General features: G+C 73.5%; 15 protein-coding genes and 1 tRNA gene. 12 read left to right on the top strand and 4 right to left on the bottom strand.

What is annotated here, in order from left to right; all coding sequences use genetic code 11:
- Positions 1–16: 16 nt before the first annotated feature.
- Positions 17–631, bottom strand: a complete 615-nt coding sequence (locus tag SAM23877_RS15230) for a 5-formyltetrahydrofolate cyclo-ligase (RefSeq protein ID WP_053132578.1) — start codon at positions 629–631, stop codon at positions 17–19.
- A 93-nt stretch (positions 632–724) separates the two neighbouring features.
- On the opposite strand from SAM23877_RS15230, the gene galU reads away from it, so the two are divergent.
- The 7 genes from galU (at position 725) to SAM23877_RS15195 (ending at position 6,335) form a co-directional block, all read left to right on the top strand.
- Positions 725–1,627: a UTP--glucose-1-phosphate uridylyltransferase GalU gene (gene galU, locus SAM23877_RS15225; RefSeq protein WP_053142505.1), complete on the top strand. Its 903-nt coding sequence runs from the start codon at positions 725–727 to the stop codon at positions 1,625–1,627.
- Between the two features lie 5 nt (positions 1,628–1,632).
- The gene (glp, locus tag SAM23877_RS15220; RefSeq protein WP_418080499.1) at positions 1,633–2,982 is read left to right on the top strand and encodes a molybdotransferase-like divisome protein Glp; all 1,350 of its coding nucleotides are present in this window, start codon (positions 1,633–1,635) and stop codon (positions 2,980–2,982) included.
- An 86-nt stretch (positions 2,983–3,068) separates the two neighbouring features.
- Positions 3,069–3,590 carry a cyclic pyranopterin monophosphate synthase MoaC gene (gene moaC, locus SAM23877_RS15215; RefSeq protein WP_053132571.1) on the top strand — a complete coding sequence of 174 codons (522 nt, stop codon included), beginning with the start codon at positions 3,069–3,071 and terminating at the stop codon, positions 3,588–3,590.
- Complete coding sequence (locus SAM23877_RS15210) at positions 3,587–4,090, top strand: MogA/MoaB family molybdenum cofactor biosynthesis protein (protein WP_053132568.1); 504 nt, start codon at positions 3,587–3,589, stop codon at positions 4,088–4,090. Before moaC ends, SAM23877_RS15210 begins: the two co-directional genes overlap by 4 nt.
- Before the next feature lie 26 nt (positions 4,091–4,116).
- Positions 4,117–4,722, top strand: coding sequence for a GNAT family N-acetyltransferase (locus SAM23877_RS15205; protein ID WP_053142501.1), 606 nt, complete (start codon positions 4,117–4,119; stop codon positions 4,720–4,722).
- 172 nt (positions 4,723–4,894) lie between these two features.
- Positions 4,895–6,178, top strand: a complete 1,284-nt coding sequence (gene sepX / locus SAM23877_RS15200; protein ID WP_053132552.1) for a divisome protein SepX/GlpR — start codon at positions 4,895–4,897, stop codon at positions 6,176–6,178.
- Between the two features lie 83 nt (positions 6,179–6,261).
- Positions 6,262–6,335, top strand: a tRNA-Ala gene (locus SAM23877_RS15195).
- A 418-nt stretch (positions 6,336–6,753) separates the two neighbouring features.
- On the opposite strand, the gene SAM23877_RS15190 is transcribed toward SAM23877_RS15195, so the two are convergent.
- On the bottom strand, positions 6,754–7,248 hold the full coding sequence (locus SAM23877_RS15190; RefSeq protein ID WP_053132549.1) for a GNAT family N-acetyltransferase: 495 nt from the start codon (positions 7,246–7,248) through the stop codon (positions 6,754–6,756).
- 69 nt (positions 7,249–7,317) lie between these two features.
- Here SAM23877_RS15190 and SAM23877_RS15185 point away from each other — a divergent pair, with 69 nt between their 5' ends.
- Positions 7,318–8,121 (top strand): exodeoxyribonuclease III, encoded by an 804-nt coding sequence (locus SAM23877_RS15185; protein ID WP_053132547.1) that lies wholly within the window; start codon positions 7,318–7,320, stop codon positions 8,119–8,121.
- Between the two features lie 10 nt (positions 8,122–8,131).
- Here SAM23877_RS15185 and SAM23877_RS15180 read toward each other — a convergent pair whose 3' ends face one another.
- Positions 8,132–8,785: a MerR family transcriptional regulator gene (locus SAM23877_RS15180; protein WP_063796780.1), complete on the bottom strand. Its 654-nt coding sequence runs from the start codon at positions 8,783–8,785 to the stop codon at positions 8,132–8,134.
- A gap of 133 nt (positions 8,786–8,918) precedes the next feature.
- On the opposite strand from SAM23877_RS15180, the gene SAM23877_RS15175 reads away from it, so the two are divergent.
- The 4 genes from SAM23877_RS15175 (at position 8,919) to SAM23877_RS15160 (ending at position 12,715) form a co-directional block, all read left to right on the top strand.
- Positions 8,919–10,472, top strand: coding sequence for a flavin-containing monooxygenase (locus SAM23877_RS15175; RefSeq protein WP_053132544.1), 1,554 nt, complete (start codon positions 8,919–8,921; stop codon positions 10,470–10,472).
- On the top strand, positions 10,469–11,521 hold the full coding sequence (locus SAM23877_RS15170; RefSeq protein ID WP_079030219.1) for an alpha/beta fold hydrolase: 1,053 nt from the start codon (positions 10,469–10,471) through the stop codon (positions 11,519–11,521). Before SAM23877_RS15175 ends, SAM23877_RS15170 begins: the two co-directional genes overlap by 4 nt.
- Positions 11,518–12,411: an SDR family oxidoreductase gene (locus SAM23877_RS15165; RefSeq protein WP_053132542.1), complete on the top strand. Its 894-nt coding sequence runs from the start codon at positions 11,518–11,520 to the stop codon at positions 12,409–12,411. Before SAM23877_RS15170 ends, SAM23877_RS15165 begins: the two co-directional genes overlap by 4 nt.
- Positions 12,412–12,499: 88 nt before the next feature.
- Positions 12,500–12,715 carry a hypothetical protein gene (locus SAM23877_RS15160; protein ID WP_053132540.1) on the top strand — a complete coding sequence of 72 codons (216 nt, stop codon included), beginning with the start codon at positions 12,500–12,502 and terminating at the stop codon, positions 12,713–12,715.
- Positions 12,716–12,800: 85 nt separating this feature from the next.
- On the opposite strand, the gene SAM23877_RS15155 is transcribed toward SAM23877_RS15160, so the two are convergent.
- Positions 12,801–16,421 carry a S41 family peptidase gene (locus tag SAM23877_RS15155; protein WP_053132538.1) on the bottom strand — a complete coding sequence of 1,207 codons (3,621 nt, stop codon included), beginning with the start codon at positions 16,419–16,421 and terminating at the stop codon, positions 12,801–12,803.
- Positions 16,422–16,487 lie beyond the last annotated feature (66 nt).

The following is a 16,487-nucleotide window of genomic DNA, read 5'->3' as shown; positions in this document are numbered from 1 at the left end:
CCGTGTGCGCCCGCGGTCAGCGGAACCGCCGCACCCCCGAGGGCGTCACCACCGCGTCCACCGGCCGGTCGTGCGGCTCCCCGGGTACGTGCGCGACGACCTCCCAGTCGTACAGCAGCACCAGCAGCGCGCAACGCGTGTCCGCCCGTTCCAGGCGCGCGAGGACCCGGTCGTACGAGCCGCCGCCGCGACCCAGCCGCATGCCGCGCGCGTCGACCGCCAGCCCCGGCAGCAGAACCACCCCGGCCCCGGTCACCGCGTCCGGCCCCAGACGCTCCCCGGCGGGCTCCCACAGGGCCATCCGCCCCCCGTGCCGCACGCGCGCGAGGGAGCCCTCGCCGGTGTACTCGCCCCAGTCCAGGTCGTTGTCCGGCAGCAGCGCGGGCAGCAGGACCCGCACGCCCCGCGCGCGCAGCGCGTCCAGGAGCGTGAGGGTGCCCGGCTCGGCGCCCACGGACACGTACGCCGCCACGGTGCGCGCCCCCGCCACCTCCGGCGACGCGAGCGCCCGCGCGGCCAGTGCGTCCGCCGATTCCCGCACGTCATCCGCGGTCAACCTGCTCCTCGCCGCGAGGAACTCCCGCCGCAACGTGCGCTTGTCAGGGTCGCTCCCGGGACCGATGTGACGCACTGCTCACTCCTCAGCCGCTCTAATGCGCTCATATGAGCGCCGATGGTCCGGAGTCACAGATTCTCCCTATTGGCACCGGATATGGTGTCGCGCATGACTCAGTCCCACCCCAGGATCAGCAAGGCTGTCATCCCCGCAGCCGGGCTCGGTACCCGGTTCCTGCCGGCAACGAAAGCCACTCCCAAGGAGATGCTGCCGGTCGTCGACAAGCCGGCGATCCAGTACGTGGTCGAAGAGGCCGTGTCCGCCGGCCTCGGAGACGTCCTCATGGTCACGGGCCGCAACAAGCGCCCTCTCGAGGACCACTTCGACCGCAACTACGAGCTGGAGTCCGCCCTCCAGAAGAAGGGCGACGCCGGCCGGCTGGCCAAGGTCCAGGAGTCCAGCGACCTCGCCATGATCCACTACGTCCGCCAGGGCGACCCCAAGGGCCTCGGCCACGCCGTGCTGTGCGCCGCCCCGCACGTCGGCGACGAGCCCTTCGCGGTCCTGCTCGGCGACGACCTGATCGACCCCCGCGACCCGCTGCTGCAGCGCATGATCGACGTGCAGGAGCAGCACGGCGGCAGTGTCATCGCCCTCATGGAGGTCGCGCCCGAGCAGATCCACCTCTACGGCTGCGCGGCCGTCGAGGCCACCGAGGACGGCGACGTCGTCAAGGTGAGCGGGCTGGTCGAGAAGCCCGATGCGGCCGACGCCCCCTCCAACTACGCCATCATCGGCCGCTACGTCCTCGACCCCCACATCTTCGGCATACTCCGCACGACGGAGCCCGGCCGCGGCGGCGAGATCCAGCTGACCGACGCCCTCCAGCAGCTCGCGGAGGACGAGAAGGTGGGCGGCCCGGTGCACGGCGTCGTCTTCAAGGGCCGCCGCTATGACACCGGCGACCGCGGCGACTATCTGCGGGCCATTGTCAGACTCGCGTGCGAACGTGAGGATCTGGGCCCGGACTTCCGGACCTGGCTTCGCAGTTACGTAGCCGAGGAGATGTAGCGACGTTGAGCAGTACCGCGCACCGTGACACGGGCCACGACCACACCGCGGCGGACTCCGGTCCGGACCGGCTGTGGTCGGTGCAGGACCACCTGGACGACATCCTCGCCACCGTCCGCCCCCTGGAACCCATCGAGTTGAACCTGCTCGACGCCCAGGGCTGCGTCCTGGTCGACGACATCACGGTGCCGCTCTCCCTGCCGCCGTTCGACAACAGCTCCATGGACGGGTACGCGGTGCGGGTCGCCGACGTCACCGGCGCGAGCGAGGAGTTCCCCGCGGTCCTGGAGGTCGTCGGGGACGTCGCCGCGGGCCGGGCCGACCCGCCGTCCGTGGGCCCCGGCCAGGCCGCCCGCATCATGACGGGCGCCCCGCTCCCGCCCGGCGCGGAGACCGTCGTCCCCGTGGAGTGGACCGACGGCGGGCTCGGCGAGGGCCCGGCGGCCGGCATGCGCGCCCGCAGCCTCGCCCCGGAGGGCGCCGAGGGCCAGGTCCACGTGTACCGGCCGGCCGAGGCACGCGCGCACGTACGCGCCAAGGGCAGCGACGTCAGGTCCGGCGCCCGCGCCCTGGAGGCCGGCACGATCCTCGGCCCGCCGCAGATCGCCCTGCTCGCCGCGATCGGCCGGGGCAGGGTCCGCGTGCGACCGCGTCCGCGCGTGGTGGTGCTCTCCACCGGCAGCGAACTGGTCCAGCCCGACGAGGAACTGGCCGCCGGCCAGATCTACGACTCCAACAGCTTCGCCCTCACCGCCGCCGCCCGCGACGCCGGCGCGATCGCCTACCGGGTGGGCGCCGTCGCCGACGACGCCGAGACCCTGCGCTCCACCATCGAGGACCAGCTGGTCCGCGCCGACCTGATGGTCACCACCGGCGGGGTGAGCGTCGGGGCGTACGACGTGGTCAAGGAGGCGCTGGCGCACGTCGCCGACGAGGACGAGCCGGGCAGCGGCGTGGACTTCCGCAAGCTCGCCATGCAGCCCGGCAAGCCCCAGGGCTTCGGCTCCATCGGCCCCGACCACACCCCGCTCCTCGCCCTGCCCGGCAATCCGGTGTCGTCGTACGTCTCCTTCGAGCTCTTCGTCCGCCCGGCGATCCGCACCCTCATGGGGCTCCCCGACGTCCACCGCCCGACGACCACCGCGTCGCTGACCGCGGACGAGGCGCTGTCCTCGCCGAAGGGACGCCGGCAGTTCCTGCGCGGCACCTTCGCCGACGGCGCGGTCACCCCGGTCGGCGGCGCCGGCTCCCATCTCGTGGCCGCCCTGGCGCACGCCGACGCGCTGATCGTCGTGCCGGAGGACACCGAGACCGTCGAGCCCGGCGCCGAGGTCGAAGTGGTCCTGCTCGGCTGACCCCGCCCTCTTGGCGGTAGCGTGTCGCGCACAGCAGGCCCACGCGCCGCACCGCGCCGGGCCCGGACCGGGAGCGCCACACGAGCATGAGTACGCAGGACCGACCCCCGCACGACGGCCAGGACGCGCACGACCCGCGGGCCCGGCTGACGCACATCGACGAGGCGGGCGCCGCCCGGATGGTCGACGTGTCCGGCAAGGACGTGACCGCACGCACCGCGCGCGCCAGTGGACGCGTCCTCGTCGCCCCCCGCGTGGTCGAGCTGCTGCGCGGCCAGGGCGTCCCCAAGGGCGACGCCCTGGCCACCGCGCGGATCGCGGGCATCATGGGCGCCAAACGCACCCCGGACCTGATCCCTTTGTGCCACCCGTTGTCGGTCTCCGGTGTGAAACTGGACCTGTCGGTCGCGGACGACGCCGTGGAGATCACCGCCACGGTGCGGACGACGGATCGCACGGGCGTCGAGATGGAGGCGCTCACGGCGGTCACCGTCGCCGCGCTCACCGTGATCGACATGGTCAAGGCGGTCGACAAGGGAGCGGTCATCACGGACGTACGGGTGGAGGAGAAGACGGGCGGCAAGTCGGGCGACTGGAGCCGGTCATGAGCTACCGCGCACTGGTGGTCACCGCCTCCAACCGGGCCGCTGCCGGGGTCTACGAGGACAAGGGCGGCCCGCTGATCGCCGAGGGCCTGCGCCGCTTCGGGTTCACCGTCGACGGCCCCCGGGTCGTCCCGGACGGCGACCCCGTCGAGGCCGCCCTGAGGGCAGGCGCCGAGGCGGGCTACGACGTGATCGTCACCACCGGCGGCACCGGCATCTCGCCCACCGACCGCACCCCCGAGGCGACGCGTGCGGTGATCGACCACGAGGTCCCCGGCATCGCGGAGGCCGTGCGGGCGTACGGCCGGGACAAGGTGCCGACCGCGGCGCTCTCCCGGGGCCTGGCGGGAGTGGCGGGCGGCACGCTGATCGTCAACCTGCCGGGATCGTCCGGCGGGGTGAAGGACGGCCTCGCCGTGCTGGAGCCGCTGCTCAGGCACGCGGTCGACCAGATCCGCGGGGGCGACCACCCCAGACCGGCCGGCGACGGGGGTGCGAGCTGAACAGCCCATCCTGGCCCGTGGAGCTGGTGGACGGCGATCTCGTCCTCAGGCCGATAAAGCTGCGCGACCAGCGGGCCTGGCGCGAGGTCAACCGGCGCAACCGGGACTGGCTGCGGCCGTGGGAGGCGACGATTCCGCCGCCCACGCCCGGCGGTCCGCTCGTGCACCGGCCGACCTACCGCCAGATGGTGCGGCACCTCAGGTCCGAGGCGCACGCCGGCCGGATGCTGCCCTTCGTCATCGAGTACCAGGGCCGCCTGGTGGGGCAGTTGACGGTGGCCGGGATCACCTGGGGCTCGATGTGCTCCGGGCACGTCGGCTACTGGGTGGACGAGGCGGTGGCGGGCCGCGGGGTGATGCCGACGGCCGTGGCGATGGCGGTGGACCACTGTTTCCGTACCGTCGGACTGCACCGGGTCGAGGTCTGTATTCGCCCCGAGAACGCGCCCAGCCGCCGGGTCGTGGAGAAACTCGGATTCCGCGAGGAAGGCCTCAGGCCGCGTTATCTGCACATCGACGGAGCCTGGCGCGACCATCTGGTCTTCGCGCTCACCGCGGAAGAGGTCCCCGAGGGCCTGCTGCGACGCTGGCACCGGTCGCGGGACCGGAGCGCGCGGAACTCCGGTAATTGAATAAACGTTCGAAAATGATCGGACCGTGACCGTCCCGAACGGATAAATTCGCGGCCCTGGCGGTGTGCTGATCGCATCGATCACAAAAAAAGTTCGAAATATCAGCCAGATCGTGCGACACACCGGCCCAATTGGCGGATGGCCTCGCGCAAACCCCTCTACCGTGTGAGGCGTGAGCAGCAGTGGCCTCATCTACGCAGTCATCGTCGGGGCCTGGGCCGCCTACTTGGTGCCGATGTGGCTCCGTAGGCAGGACGAGCTGAACGAGGCCCGTCCGACGGAACGCTTCAGTACCGCCATCCGGCTGCTGTCCGGACGGGCGGGCATGGAGCGCCGGTACGCCAAGGACCTGCGGTCCCGCTCCGCCGACGAGGCGGAGCCCGACGCCGACGCCCCGGACGCCGTCACCGACTCGGTGGACGTCCGGGCCTTCGCCGTGTCCCGAACCCGCCGGTACTCCCAGCCGGACGCGGGGGCGCACGCGCACGGCCGCAGACCCGGGCCCTCCGCCGGACCCGAGCCGTCCCCGGAACCGGAGCGGACGCACGAGCCCGAGCCGTCCGCGGACGCCGAGCGGGCCCGGGAGCCCGAGCGGTCCGCGGAGCCCGGGCAGACGCCCCGGGGCGGTGCGGCGGCGGCGCGCAAGCGCGTGCCCCAGGCCCGGCGCGCGCCCGAATCGCCGGCGGCCGCGGCCCGTGCCCGGCGCACCAAGGCGCTCGCGCGCCGACGGCGTACGACCGTGATGCTCTTCCTCGCCTTCACGCTCGGCTCGGTCGTCGCGGCGGTCGGCGGGCTCGCGTTCCTGTGGGCCCCCGGTGTGCCCGCGGTGCTGCTCAGCGCCTACATCGCCTACCTGCGCGCGCAGGAGCGCCGCCGGTTCGCCTTCCAGATGGACCGCCGGCAGGCCGAGGTCGCCGCCCAGCGCCTGCACGACCGCCGCCCCCGCAGGCGCACGCCCGCCGACCCGGCCGCCCCCGTCGGCGACCCGGACGCCGAGGAGCCGGACGAGGGGCCCGAGGCGGAGTCCGACGCGGGTCTGTCGGCGCTCGCCGCGGACCGGCGTGCGCTGGTCGAGCAGACCGACCACGCCGAGTGGGTCGACCAGCAGCGCGAGCGGCAGCGGCGGCCCCAGGGCGACAGCTGGGACCCCGTGCCGGTGCCCCTGCCCACCTACGTGACCGCGCCGGTCGCCCCCCGCGCCACACCGGACGTGGACCTCTCGGCGCCGGACGCGTGGAGCTCGGCACGGTCCAGTGCCGTCACCCCCGAGCAGCGGGACGGGGCGGCCGACCCCGGGCCGGAGCGCCCCGCCGCCCAGGCCGAGGAGCGGCCGGAGACGCCCGGCCGCAGCGGCGTCCGCCGGGCCGCGTCCGCCCGCCGGGCCCGGGAACGGGGCCGGACGCCGCTCTTCGACCAGTACGAGGACGGCGACCGCCCCCGCGCCGCCAACGAATAGCCCCGCCGGGGCCACCCCCTCCCGGCTCCCGGAAGCGATTTTTGAGCAGGCCGGTCGGGGTGCTAAAGTTTCACTCGTTGCAAGGGCCTGTGGCGCAGTCCGGTAGCGCACCTCGTTCGCATCGAGGGGGCCAGGGGTTCAAATCCCCTCAGGTCCACGCACATTGGCGAAGGTCCCGTCCGATCATCACGATCGGACGGGACCTTCGTCGTTTCCGGCCCGATGTCCCGCCCCCTGGGGCCGAGACCCATCCGTGCGGACCGCCGGCTTCGCACTCGGCGACGTCTTCCACTACGGCTTCGACGCCGTCGGCGCCGAGGAGGCCGGCGCGCTGCGGGCGGGCGCCGACTACCGCCAGGGCACCGGCCGGACGCTCTCGCTGAAGCCGGTGAAGGGCGCGCAGAGCGGCGACTGCGCGAAGTACGCCGAGACCGACCAGCCCACGCAGAACACCTACGACCTCGACCTCACCGGCGCGAGGGTCGCGGGCGGCGAGGGCGAGACCGTCGCCGTGGACGCGTCGCCGCGCCCACGGGGGCCCTCGCCGGGCGCGCCGACGGGCCCGCCCTTCGCCGTTACGCGCCCCGCGGGACCTGGAGGGCCTTGGCGAAGCAGAGGCTGTCCTCGTGGAAGCGGTAGTAGCCGAACTTCCCGCACGGCTCGTAGCCGCTGGAGGTGTACAGGGCCACGGCCTCCGGCTGCTTGGTGCCGGTCTCCAGCACCATGCGGGTCCGGCCGGCCGCGCGCGCGTCCTCCTCCAGGGCCGCCAGGATGCGGCGGGCCAGCCCGCGCCCGCGCACCTGCTCGATCACGAACATCCGCTTGAGCTCGGCGTCCCCGTCCAGGTTGCCCTCGTCGTTGGCGTCCCGGCCGCGCCAGCCGCCGGAGGCGACCGGGACGTCGTTCTCGTCGTACGCGATCAGGTACAGGCCGTTCGGCGGCGCGAAGTCCGCCGGGTCCAGGTGCGTGGCGTCGCCGCCGTCGCCGTAGCGGACGTCGTACTCGGCCTGGACCTCGTCGTTCAGTTTCACGGCGTCGGGGTGGTCGAAGGGGACCCGGCGTATGTTCATGCTACCTACCGTATATCGATGCGAGATCCGGGATCGGGGCACCGTCCAGTGTGCCGGTATCGTGCCCTGGTGCTCACCGTGACCTCCGTGAATGTGAACGGTCTGCGCGCCGCCGCGAAGAAGGGTTTCGTGGAGTGGCTCGCCGACACCTCCGCCGACGTGCTGTGCCTCCAGGAGGTGCGGGCCGAGCCCCAGCAGCTCCCCGAGCACGTCCGTACGCCCGACGGCTGGCACGTCACGCACGCCCCCGCCGCCGCCAAGGGCCGGGCCGGCGTCTCCCTGTACACCCGCCGCGAGCCCGACCGCGTCCAGGTCGGGTTCGGCTCGACGGAGTTCGGCACCAGCGGCCGCTACGTCGAGGCCGACCTGCCCGGTGTGACGGTGGCCTCGCTCTACCTCCCCTCCGGCGAGGTCGGCACCGAGCGCCAGGACGAGAAGGTCCGCTTCATGGGCGAGTTCCTCGCCTACCTCAAGGAACTGCGCGAGCGCGCCGCCGCCGACGGCCGCGAGGTCGTGGTCTGCGGCGACTGGAACATCGCCCACCGCGAGGCCGACCTGAAGAACTGGCGCGCCAACAAGAAGAACTCCGGGTTCCTGCCGGAGGAACGCGAGTGGCTCGGCCGCGTCCTCGACCCGGCCGAGGGCGGCTACGTCGACGTGGTGCGCGCCCTGCACCCGGACGTCGAGGGGCCGTACTCGTGGTGGTCGTACCGGGGGCGGGCTTTCGACAACGATTCGGGTTGGCGCATCGACTACCAGCTGGCCACGGCCGGGCTCGCCGCGCGGGCCGTCAAGGGGTATGTCGAGCGGGCCGCCACGCACGCCGAGCGCTGGTCCGACCATGCGCCCGTGACGGTCGTCTACGACCGCTAGGCCGGTCGCCTCACTCGTCCTCGGCGCGCTTGCGTATCCGCCGGTCCATCGCCAGGGACAGTTCCGCCTCGACCACGCTGCGGGCGAGGGGGCGCAGGCGGTCGAGTTCCTGGGCGGGGGCGTGGCGCAGGATCAGGTCGGCGAAGAGGTCGGCCAGGGCGTCGGCGTGTTCGCGGACGCGGGCGCCGGCCCGGAGGACCTCGCCGAGCGGGATGCCCTCGCGGACCAGGGCCGAGGAGACCTCCAGCAGGCGGTGGCTGATGTGGACGAGTTCGTCGCCGTCGGTGCCGAGGTAGCCGAGGTCCATCGCGGCGGCCAGGTTCTCCGGGGTGACCTCGCCCTCGAAGCGGGCGGCGAGTTCCTCGGGGGTGAGGCGGACCGGGGTCTCCTCGGTGGGTTCGCCGAGGCCGAGCAGGTCGCCGACGTCGCGGCCGTGGTCGAAGGCGTCGGCGAGTTCCGCGATGCCGTTGAGGGTGTGGCCGCGTTCCAGGAGGGCGGCGATGGTGCGCAGGCGGGCCAGGTGGTGGTCGTCGTACCAGGCGATGCGGCCTTCGCGCCGGGGCGGCGGGATCAGTTTGCGTTCGCGGTAGAAGCGCAGGGTGCGCACCGTGATGCCGGCCAGCCGGGCCAGTTCCTCCATGCGGTATTCACGCTTCTCGGTCACGCCCCGACCTTAAGTCGTACCGCGGGTAACTTTCCTCGCCGCGCCCCCTACCCATGAGTACGGAGCTGTTCTACTCTCCCATTGCGCCAGTGTTCACTGGCAGAGTTCTAGGCGACGCGTGGAGGCTTTCGGGATGGCCGAGCACGAGCAGGTTCAGGAACACGTGCGGGTGGCGGTGATCGGGTCCGGTTTCGGTGGGCTGGGGGCCGCCGTGCGGTTGCGCCGTGAGGGGATCACCGACTTCGTCGTCCTGGAGAGGTCGGACAGCGTCGGAGGCACCTGGCGGGACAACAGCTACCCCGGGTGTGCCTGTGACGTGCCCTCCCACCTGTACTCCTTCTCCTTCGCCCCCAACCCCGAGTGGCCTCGCACCTTCTCCGGGCAGCAGCACATCCGCGCCTACCTGGAGCACGTGACCGACACCTTCGGGCTCCGCCCCCACATCCGCTTCGACTCGGAGGTGAAGCGGATGGAGTGGGACGGCGAGCGGTTGCGGTGGGAGATCGAGACCGCGAGCGGGAACCTCACCGCCGACGTCGTCGTCTCCGCCACCGGGCCGCTGTCCGACCCCAAGGTCCCGGACATCCCGGGGCTGGACTCCTTCCCCGGCAAGGTCTTCCACTCGGCCCGCTGGGACCACGACTACGACCTCACCGGCAAGCGGGTCGCCATGATCGGCACCGGCGCCTCCGCGATCCAGATCGTGCCGTCCATCCAGCCGAAGGTCGGCCGCCTCACGCTCTTCCAGCGCACCCCGGCCTGGGTGATGCCCCGCATGGACCGGGCCATCAGCGGTGCCGAGCGGGCCCTGCACCGGGCGCTGCCCTTCACCACCAAGCTGCGCCGCGGACTGCTGTGGGGGATCCGGGAGCTCCAGGTGCAGGCGTTCACCAAGCACCCGAACGAGCTGGGCTTCGTCGAGCAGATCGCCAAGCGCAACATGGGCGCCGCCATCAAGGACCCGGCCCTGCGCGCCAAGCTCACCCCCGACTACCGCATCGGCTGCAAGCGGATCCTGCTGTCGAGCGAGTACTACCCGGCACTCGCGAAGCCCAACGTCGACGTCGTCGCGAGCGGGCTCGGCGAGGTGCGCGGCTCGACCCTCGTCGCTTCCGACGGCACCGAGACGGAGGCCGACGCGATCATCTTCGGCACCGGCTTCCACGTCACCGACATGCCCATCGCCGAGCGCGTCGTGGGCGCGGACGGACGGACGCTCGCCGAGAGCTGGAAGGGCGGCATGGAGTCCCTGCGCGGGGCCTCGGCGGCCGGCTTCCCCAACTTCATGACGATCATCGGGCCCAACACCGGGCTCGGGAACTCCTCCATGATCCTCATGATCGAGTCCCAGCTGAACTACCTGGCTGACTACCTGCGCCAGCTGAACGTCCTCGGCGGCCGGACCGCCCTCGACGCCCGCCCCGCCGCCGTGCGGAACTGGAACCACCGGGTGCAGGAGCGCATGAAGCGCACGGTGTGGAACACCGGCGGCTGCACCAGCTGGTACCTGGACGCGAGCGGGCGCAACACCACCGTCTGGCCCGGCACGACCGCCGAGTTCCGGCGGGCGACGCGGCGCGTGGACCTCGCCGAGTACGAGGTGCTGCGGGCGCCGGCCGTCACGGGGGCCGCCGCCGGGGAGAGCGCCGGGCAGGGCGCGGGGCAGAGCACCGGGGTGAGCGCGTGAGCCGCCTTCTGCACGACGCCGCCGGGCCGTACGTCCCGCCCGTCCCCGCCCACGAGAGGACCGTCGTCGCGGCCGACGGCGCCCGCATACACGTCGAGGTGCACGGCCGCGAGGACGCGCCCGCGGTCGTCCTCGCGCACGGCTGGTGCTGCTCGACCGCCTTCTGGGCGGCGCAGATCCGCGCGCTGGCCGCCGACCACCGGGTCATCGCCTACGACCAGCGCGGCCACGGCCGCAGCCCGGCCAACCCGGCCTGCGGCACCGAGGCCCTCGCCGACGACCTCGAAGCCGTCCTCGCGGCCACACTCGCGCCGGGCGAACAGGCGGTGATAGCCGGGCACTCCATGGGCGGCATGACGGTGATGGCCGCCGCGACCCGGCCCAGGGTGCGGGCGCACGCGGCGGCCGTCCTGCTGTGCAGCACGGGCAGTTCGCGGCTGGTGGCGTCCTCGACCGTGGTACCGCTCGGGGAGGGCCGGGTGCGGACCTGGCTGACCCGGCGGATCCTCGGCTCCCGGGCGCCGCTCGGCCCGGTCACACCGCTCGCGCGCCGCATCCTCAAGTACGGCACGCTGGGCCCCGGTTCGGCCCCGCACATGGTGGAGGCCTGCGCCCGTATCGTGCACGCCTGTCCGCGCGGGGTGCGGCACGCCTGGTCGCAGGTGCTGGACCTGCTCGACCTCGACCAGGGGGTGCGGGAGTTGGGGATGCCGGTGGAGGTCGTGGTGGGCACCGCCGACCGGCTGACCCCGCCGGTGCAGGCCCGTGCGCTGGCCGCCGCGCTGCCGAACTGCGTGGGCCTGACGGAGCTTCCCGGCGTCGGCCACATGACACCGGTGGAGGCGCCGGACCTGGTCACCGGGAAGATACGCGCCCTCGCCGCCGCCCACCTGCCCACCGGGCGCACCGACGGCACCGACCGCACCGACGGCACCGACCGCACCGAGGGCACCGAGGGCACCGAGGGCGTCGAGGGCGCCGGGCGCGTCGGACGGGCCCGGACGACCGAGACAGCCGAGATCGCCGTACACGCCGAGGAGAGCGCATGAGCAGGGTGAGCCTGGAAGGACGGGTGGCCGTCGTCACCGGAGCGGCGCGGGGCGTGGGGGAGTTGCTGGCCCGCAAGCTGTCCGCGCGCGGGGTGAAGCTCGCCCTGGTCGGCCTGGAGCCGGACGCGCTCAAGCAGGTCTCCGCACGGCTGCACAGCGAGAGCGAGCACTGGCACGCCGACGTCACGGATCACGAGGCGATGGCCCGGGTCGCCCAGGAGGTGAAGGAACGCTTCGGCAGGATCGACATCGTCGTCGCCAACGCGGGCGTCGCCACCGGCGGACCCTTCGTCGACTCCGACCCGGAGTCCTGGCGGCGGGTGATCGAGGTCAATCTCATCGGCTCGGCGGTGACGGGCCGCGCCTTCCTGCCGGCGCTGCTGGAGAGCCGTGGCTACCTGCTCCAGGTCGCGTCCCTCGCCGCCCTCACCCCCGCGCCGATGATGTCGGCGTACTGCGCCTCCAAGTCCGGTGTGGAGGCGTACGCGCACAGTCTGCGCGGTGAGGTCGGCCACCGGGGCGTGCGGGTCGGCGTCGGCTACCTGTCGTGGACGGACACCGACATGGTGCGCGGCGCCGACCAGGACGACGTCATGCGCGAGCTGCGGCAGCGGCTGCCCTGGCCGTCGAACAAGACCTATCCGCTGGGTCCGGCGGTCGACCGGCTCGTGGAGGGCATAGAGCGCCGCTCCGCCCACGTCTACGGGCAGTGGTGGCTGCGCGGCATGCAGGGCGTGCGGGGTTACCTGCCGGCCGTCATCGGCACCGTCGGACAGCGCGAGATGCGGCGCTTCGGGGACCGGCTGAACAACGTGCGCGTCGGACTGGTCGGCGCGGGCGGGGCGGCCGACGAACAGCAGCGGACGGGCGCGGCTACGGTCCGTAAGTGATCGACATGCGTACGGTCACCGCTCATGTGAATCTGATCGAGCGCCCGGCCGATCCGGTCGGGCCCGATCAGCACAGGAGTGAACCCACATGGGTATGAAGGACCAGTTCCAGGACAAGGCCGAGCGCATGCAGCAGCAGGGCAAGCAGCGGGCCGAGCAGGCCAAGGACCAGTTCCAGAACCGTGACCGCCGTCCCGACGAGGACGAGATGGACCCGGCGCGTCGCCGGGCCACGGAGGAGCGGGACCCGTCCTCGCGCCGCCGCGACGCGGACGAGCGTCTCGAGGAGAGCTACGACGCCTGACGCGTCGAGGCCGAGTCGAAGGGGCGCCCTCCACGGGGAGGCGCCCCTTCTTCGTGCCCCCGGCTCCCTGCCTCTTGGGCGCGCCTCAGGTCCGCGGCGGCAGCGGCGGGCGGGAGCGGTCGGGTACGTCCTCGTAGCCGGGCGGCGTGGCGGGCGGGTCGGTCTCCAGCAGCTCCAGCGCCAGCCGGACCGCCTCGTTCAGCACCGGGTAGCGGCCCTCGGCCCAGTCCAGCGGGGTGCGCAGGGCCTCGACGTCGGGGGCGACGCCGTAGTTCTCCACGGACCAGCCGTAGGCGTCGAACCAGGCCGCGTTCATGGGCACCGTGATCACCGTGTCGTCGCCGAGGCGGTGCCGGCCGGTCATGCCGACCACCCCGCCCCAGGTGCGCTGGCCGACCACCGGGCCGAGCCGCAGCAGCTTGAACGCGGCCGTGATCATGTCGCCGTCGGAGGACGTCGCCTCGTCGGCGACCGCCACGACGGGCCCGCGGGGCGCGTTGGAGGTGTACGACACCGGCTGCGCGTCGCGGGTCAGGTCCCACCCCAGGATGGTGCGGGTCAGCTTCTCGATGACGAGTTCGCTGATGTGCCCGCCCGCGTTGCCGCGCACGTCCACGATCAGCGCCGGCCGGGAGACCTCCATGCGCAGGTCGCGGTTGAACTGCGCCCAGCCGGAGCCGCCCATGTCGGGGATGTGCAGGTAGCCGCAGCGGCCGTCGCTCAACTTCCGCACCACCTCGCGGCGTTTGGCCACCCAGTCCTGGTAGCGCAGCGGACGTTCGTCGACGAGGGGTACGACGGCGACCCGCCGGGACGGCCCGGCAGCGCCCTCCGCCGGTGCGAAGGTCAGCTCCACCGTCGTACCGCCCGCGCCCGCCAGCAGCGGGTGGGGACCCGCCACCGGGTCGACCGGCCGGCCGTCGACGTGCGTGAGCGCCGCTCCCTCGCGGATGCCCGTACCGGCCAGCGGTGAGCGGGCCTTGGAGTCGGAGGAGTCGCCGGGCAGGATGCGCTTGACCAGCCACCGCCCGTCCCGGCACACGAGGTTGGCGCCGAGCAGGCCCTGCCGGCGCTGGTAGTGCGCCGGGCCCTCGTTGCGCCGGGCGGCGGCGACGTAGGCGTGGGAGGTGCCCAGCTCGCCGAGGACCTCGCGGAGCAGGTCGGCGAACTCGTCCGGGGAGGCGACCCGTTCGACCAGCGGACGGTACTGGTCCAGCACCGCGTCCCAGTCGATGCCGCACATGCCGGGGTCCCAGAAGTAGGCGCGGATCAGGCGGCCCGCCTCGTCGTAGGCCTGGCGCCACTCGGCGCCCGGGTCGACCTCGTGCAGGATGCGGCGCAGGTCGATCCAGGTGGTCGTGTCGCCGTCGCCGGCCTCGGTGGCGGGCACCGCGCGCAGGTCGCCCTCGTCGAGGACGACCAGGCGGGTGCCGTCGCCGCTGACCCGGAACCAGTCGAGGTGGTCGACCAGTTCGGACTTCCTGGCCTTGGCGAGGTTGAAGTGCTCCAGGGTCGGCCGCTCGCTCGGGTCCGCGGGGTTGGCGAAGGTCTCGCCGAGCGCGCCCGAGATCGGCCAGCGCAGCCAGACCAGGCCGCCGCCCGCGACCGGGTGCAGCGCCGAGTACTTGGAGGCGGTGACCGGGAACGGTGTCACACGGCTCTCCAGCCCTTCCACCTCGACGGTCACCGGGCCGCCCTCGCCGGGCTCGTCGTCCAGCGGGTCCAGGCCGCCGGCCGCGGGGCGGCCCTCGGGGTTCAGCGCGAAGGGGGAGGGGGTCGCGGAGGAGAGCGGCACCAGGTAGGGGCGGCAGCCCAGCGGGAAGGACAGGTCGCCGGTGTGCACGTCGTACACCGGGTCGAAGCCGCGCCAGGAGAGGAAGGCGAGGTAGCGGCCGTCCCGGGTGAACACCGGGTTCTCGTCCTCGAAGCGGCCGTTGGTGACGTCGACGACGAGGGGGCCCTCCGGCCCGTCGATGCGGGCCATCCTGATCTGCCGCAGCGAGCGTCCGATGCCCGGGTGCGACCAGGTGAGCCAGGCCCCGTCCGGGGAGAAGGCGAGGTCGCGCACGGGGCCGTTGTCGGACCGGACCAGCTCGGTGACGTGGCCCGAGGCGGTGCCGGTGGGGGCGTCCCCCGCCGGGCCGCTGTCCCCGGCGTTCTCCGCCTCGCCGGGGGGCCGGGCGTCGCCGGTGCCGGTGCCGGTGCCGGTGGGGGTGGGGGTGGGGGTGCCGGTGGGGGTGGTCGCGGTGGCGGCGGTGGCGGTGTCCGCCGGGTGCTCGGCCTCGGCGGGGCTCCCCGGGTGCTCCGCATCCCCGGCGTCGGCCGTGTCCCGCGCGTCCCCCGTATCCGCTGCCTGACCCGCCTGACCCGCCTGCCCCGCAACGTCCGTGCCCCCGGCATCCGCTGCCTGACCCGCCTCACCCGCAACGTCCGTGCCCCCCGCGTCCAGGGCCTGGGCGACCTCCCCGTCCTCCTCCGAGACGTCGAGCAGCAGCAGCCGGCCGTCGTGGGAGGCGATGGCCAGTCGCTCGCCCGCCGGGTCCGAGACCAGCTCCAGGACCCGGCCCAGCGCACCCGGGGCCAGCCGCCGGGGCGCGCGGCCCCCGGTCGCCCGCGGCAGGTGGGCGATCTCGACGGCGTCCTCGCCCGCCGCGTCCGTCACGTACGCGATCCGCCCGCTCGCCCCGAGCATCTCCGGCAGCCGCACCCGTACCCCCGGGGTGTCGGCGAGGGTGCGGGCCGGTCCGTCGCGGTGGGTGAGCCAGTACAGGCTGCCGCGCACCACCACGGCGCTCGCCCGGCCCGTCTCGTCGACGGAGAAGCCGCCCACGTGCTGGGCGGCGGGCACCTGGTACGTGCGGCGTCCCGCGCGCGGCCCGCTCAGCCGGACGTCGAGCCGGCGCGGCACCGAGTCGGGCGCCAGGCCGTCGACGATCCACAGGTCGCCGGCGCACTGGTACACCACGCGGGTGCCGTCGCTCGCGGCGTGCCGGGCGTAGAAGGCGTCGTGGTCGGTGTGGCGGCGCAGGTCGGAGCCGTCGTGGGCGCACGAGTAGAGGTTGCCGACGCCCTCGTGGTCGGAGAGGAAGGCGATCCGGCCGCCGACGAACAGGGGGGAGTGCAGATGGCCGCCCAGGTCGGGCAGGAGCCGCTGCCCGTGCAGCCAGAGCCGGCCGGTGGCACCGCCCCGGTAGCGCTTCCAGGAGGCGGGTTCGTGCGGCGGGGTGCCGGTGAGCAGGAGCGTCCTGCGTTCCCCGTCGAGGTCGGCGGCCTGGATGTCGGTGACCGGGCCCCAGGGGAGCTTGCGGCCGGGGTCGCCGTCGGGGCCGACCTTGTAGGCCCAGGTGAGGTGGGAGAAGGGCTCGCCGTGGGAGGCGACGGCGAAGATGGCGGTGCTGCCGTCGGGCTCGGGGGGCGACCAGCCGCAGACCCGTGTGTCGAGGCCGCCCCAGTGGGTGAGCCGCCGGCCGGGGCCGCCGTCCACGGGCACGAGGTGGACCTCCGGCACCAGAGTGCGCCAGCTGGTGTACGCGATGTGGCGGCCGTCGGGGGAGAAGCGCGGGTGGCCGACCTTGGCGCGGTCGACGGTGAGCCGCCAGGCACGGCCGGGACCGTCGAGGTCCGCGAGCCAGAGGTCGTCCTCGGCCACGAAGCACAGCTGGTCGCCACTGAGGTGGGGAAGGCGCAGATAACTCACCCGCCCCATGCTTTTCCGGGCACGGGGTACCGGCAACTTATGGGGAGCTGACAACCGTGACCCAAGCCACGTACG

It is taken from the genome of Streptomyces ambofaciens ATCC 23877 (assembly GCF_001267885.1).
GTDB lineage: Bacteria > Actinomycetota > Actinomycetes > Streptomycetales > Streptomycetaceae > Streptomyces > Streptomyces ambofaciens.
Note: the sequence above shows the minus strand (reverse complement) of the source record. Positions and strands in the feature narration are given on the sequence as shown.

Bases quoted from the DNA above. Each gene is read 5' to 3' on its own strand.
- galU (WP_053142505.1), top strand. From the start codon at position 725: ATGACTCAGTCCCACCCCAGGATCAGCAAGGCTGTCATCCCCGCAGCC.
- moaC (WP_053132571.1), top strand. From the start codon at position 3,069: ATGAGTACGCAGGACCGACCCCCGCACGACGGCCAGGACGCGCACGAC.
- SAM23877_RS15210 (WP_053132568.1), top strand. From the start codon at position 3,587: ATGAGCTACCGCGCACTGGTGGTCACCGCCTCCAACCGGGCCGCTGCC.
- SAM23877_RS15190 (WP_053132549.1), bottom strand. From the start codon at position 7,248: ATGAACATACGCCGGGTCCCCTTCGACCACCCCGACGCCGTGAAACTG.
- SAM23877_RS15175 (WP_053132544.1), top strand. From the start codon at position 8,919: ATGGCCGAGCACGAGCAGGTTCAGGAACACGTGCGGGTGGCGGTGATC.
- SAM23877_RS15165 (WP_053132542.1), top strand. From the start codon at position 11,518: ATGAGCAGGGTGAGCCTGGAAGGACGGGTGGCCGTCGTCACCGGAGCG.
- SAM23877_RS15160 (WP_053132540.1), top strand. From the start codon at position 12,500: ATGGGTATGAAGGACCAGTTCCAGGACAAGGCCGAGCGCATGCAGCAG.
- SAM23877_RS15155 (WP_053132538.1), bottom strand. From the start codon at position 16,421: ATGGGGCGGGTGAGTTATCTGCGCCTTCCCCACCTCAGTGGCGACCAG.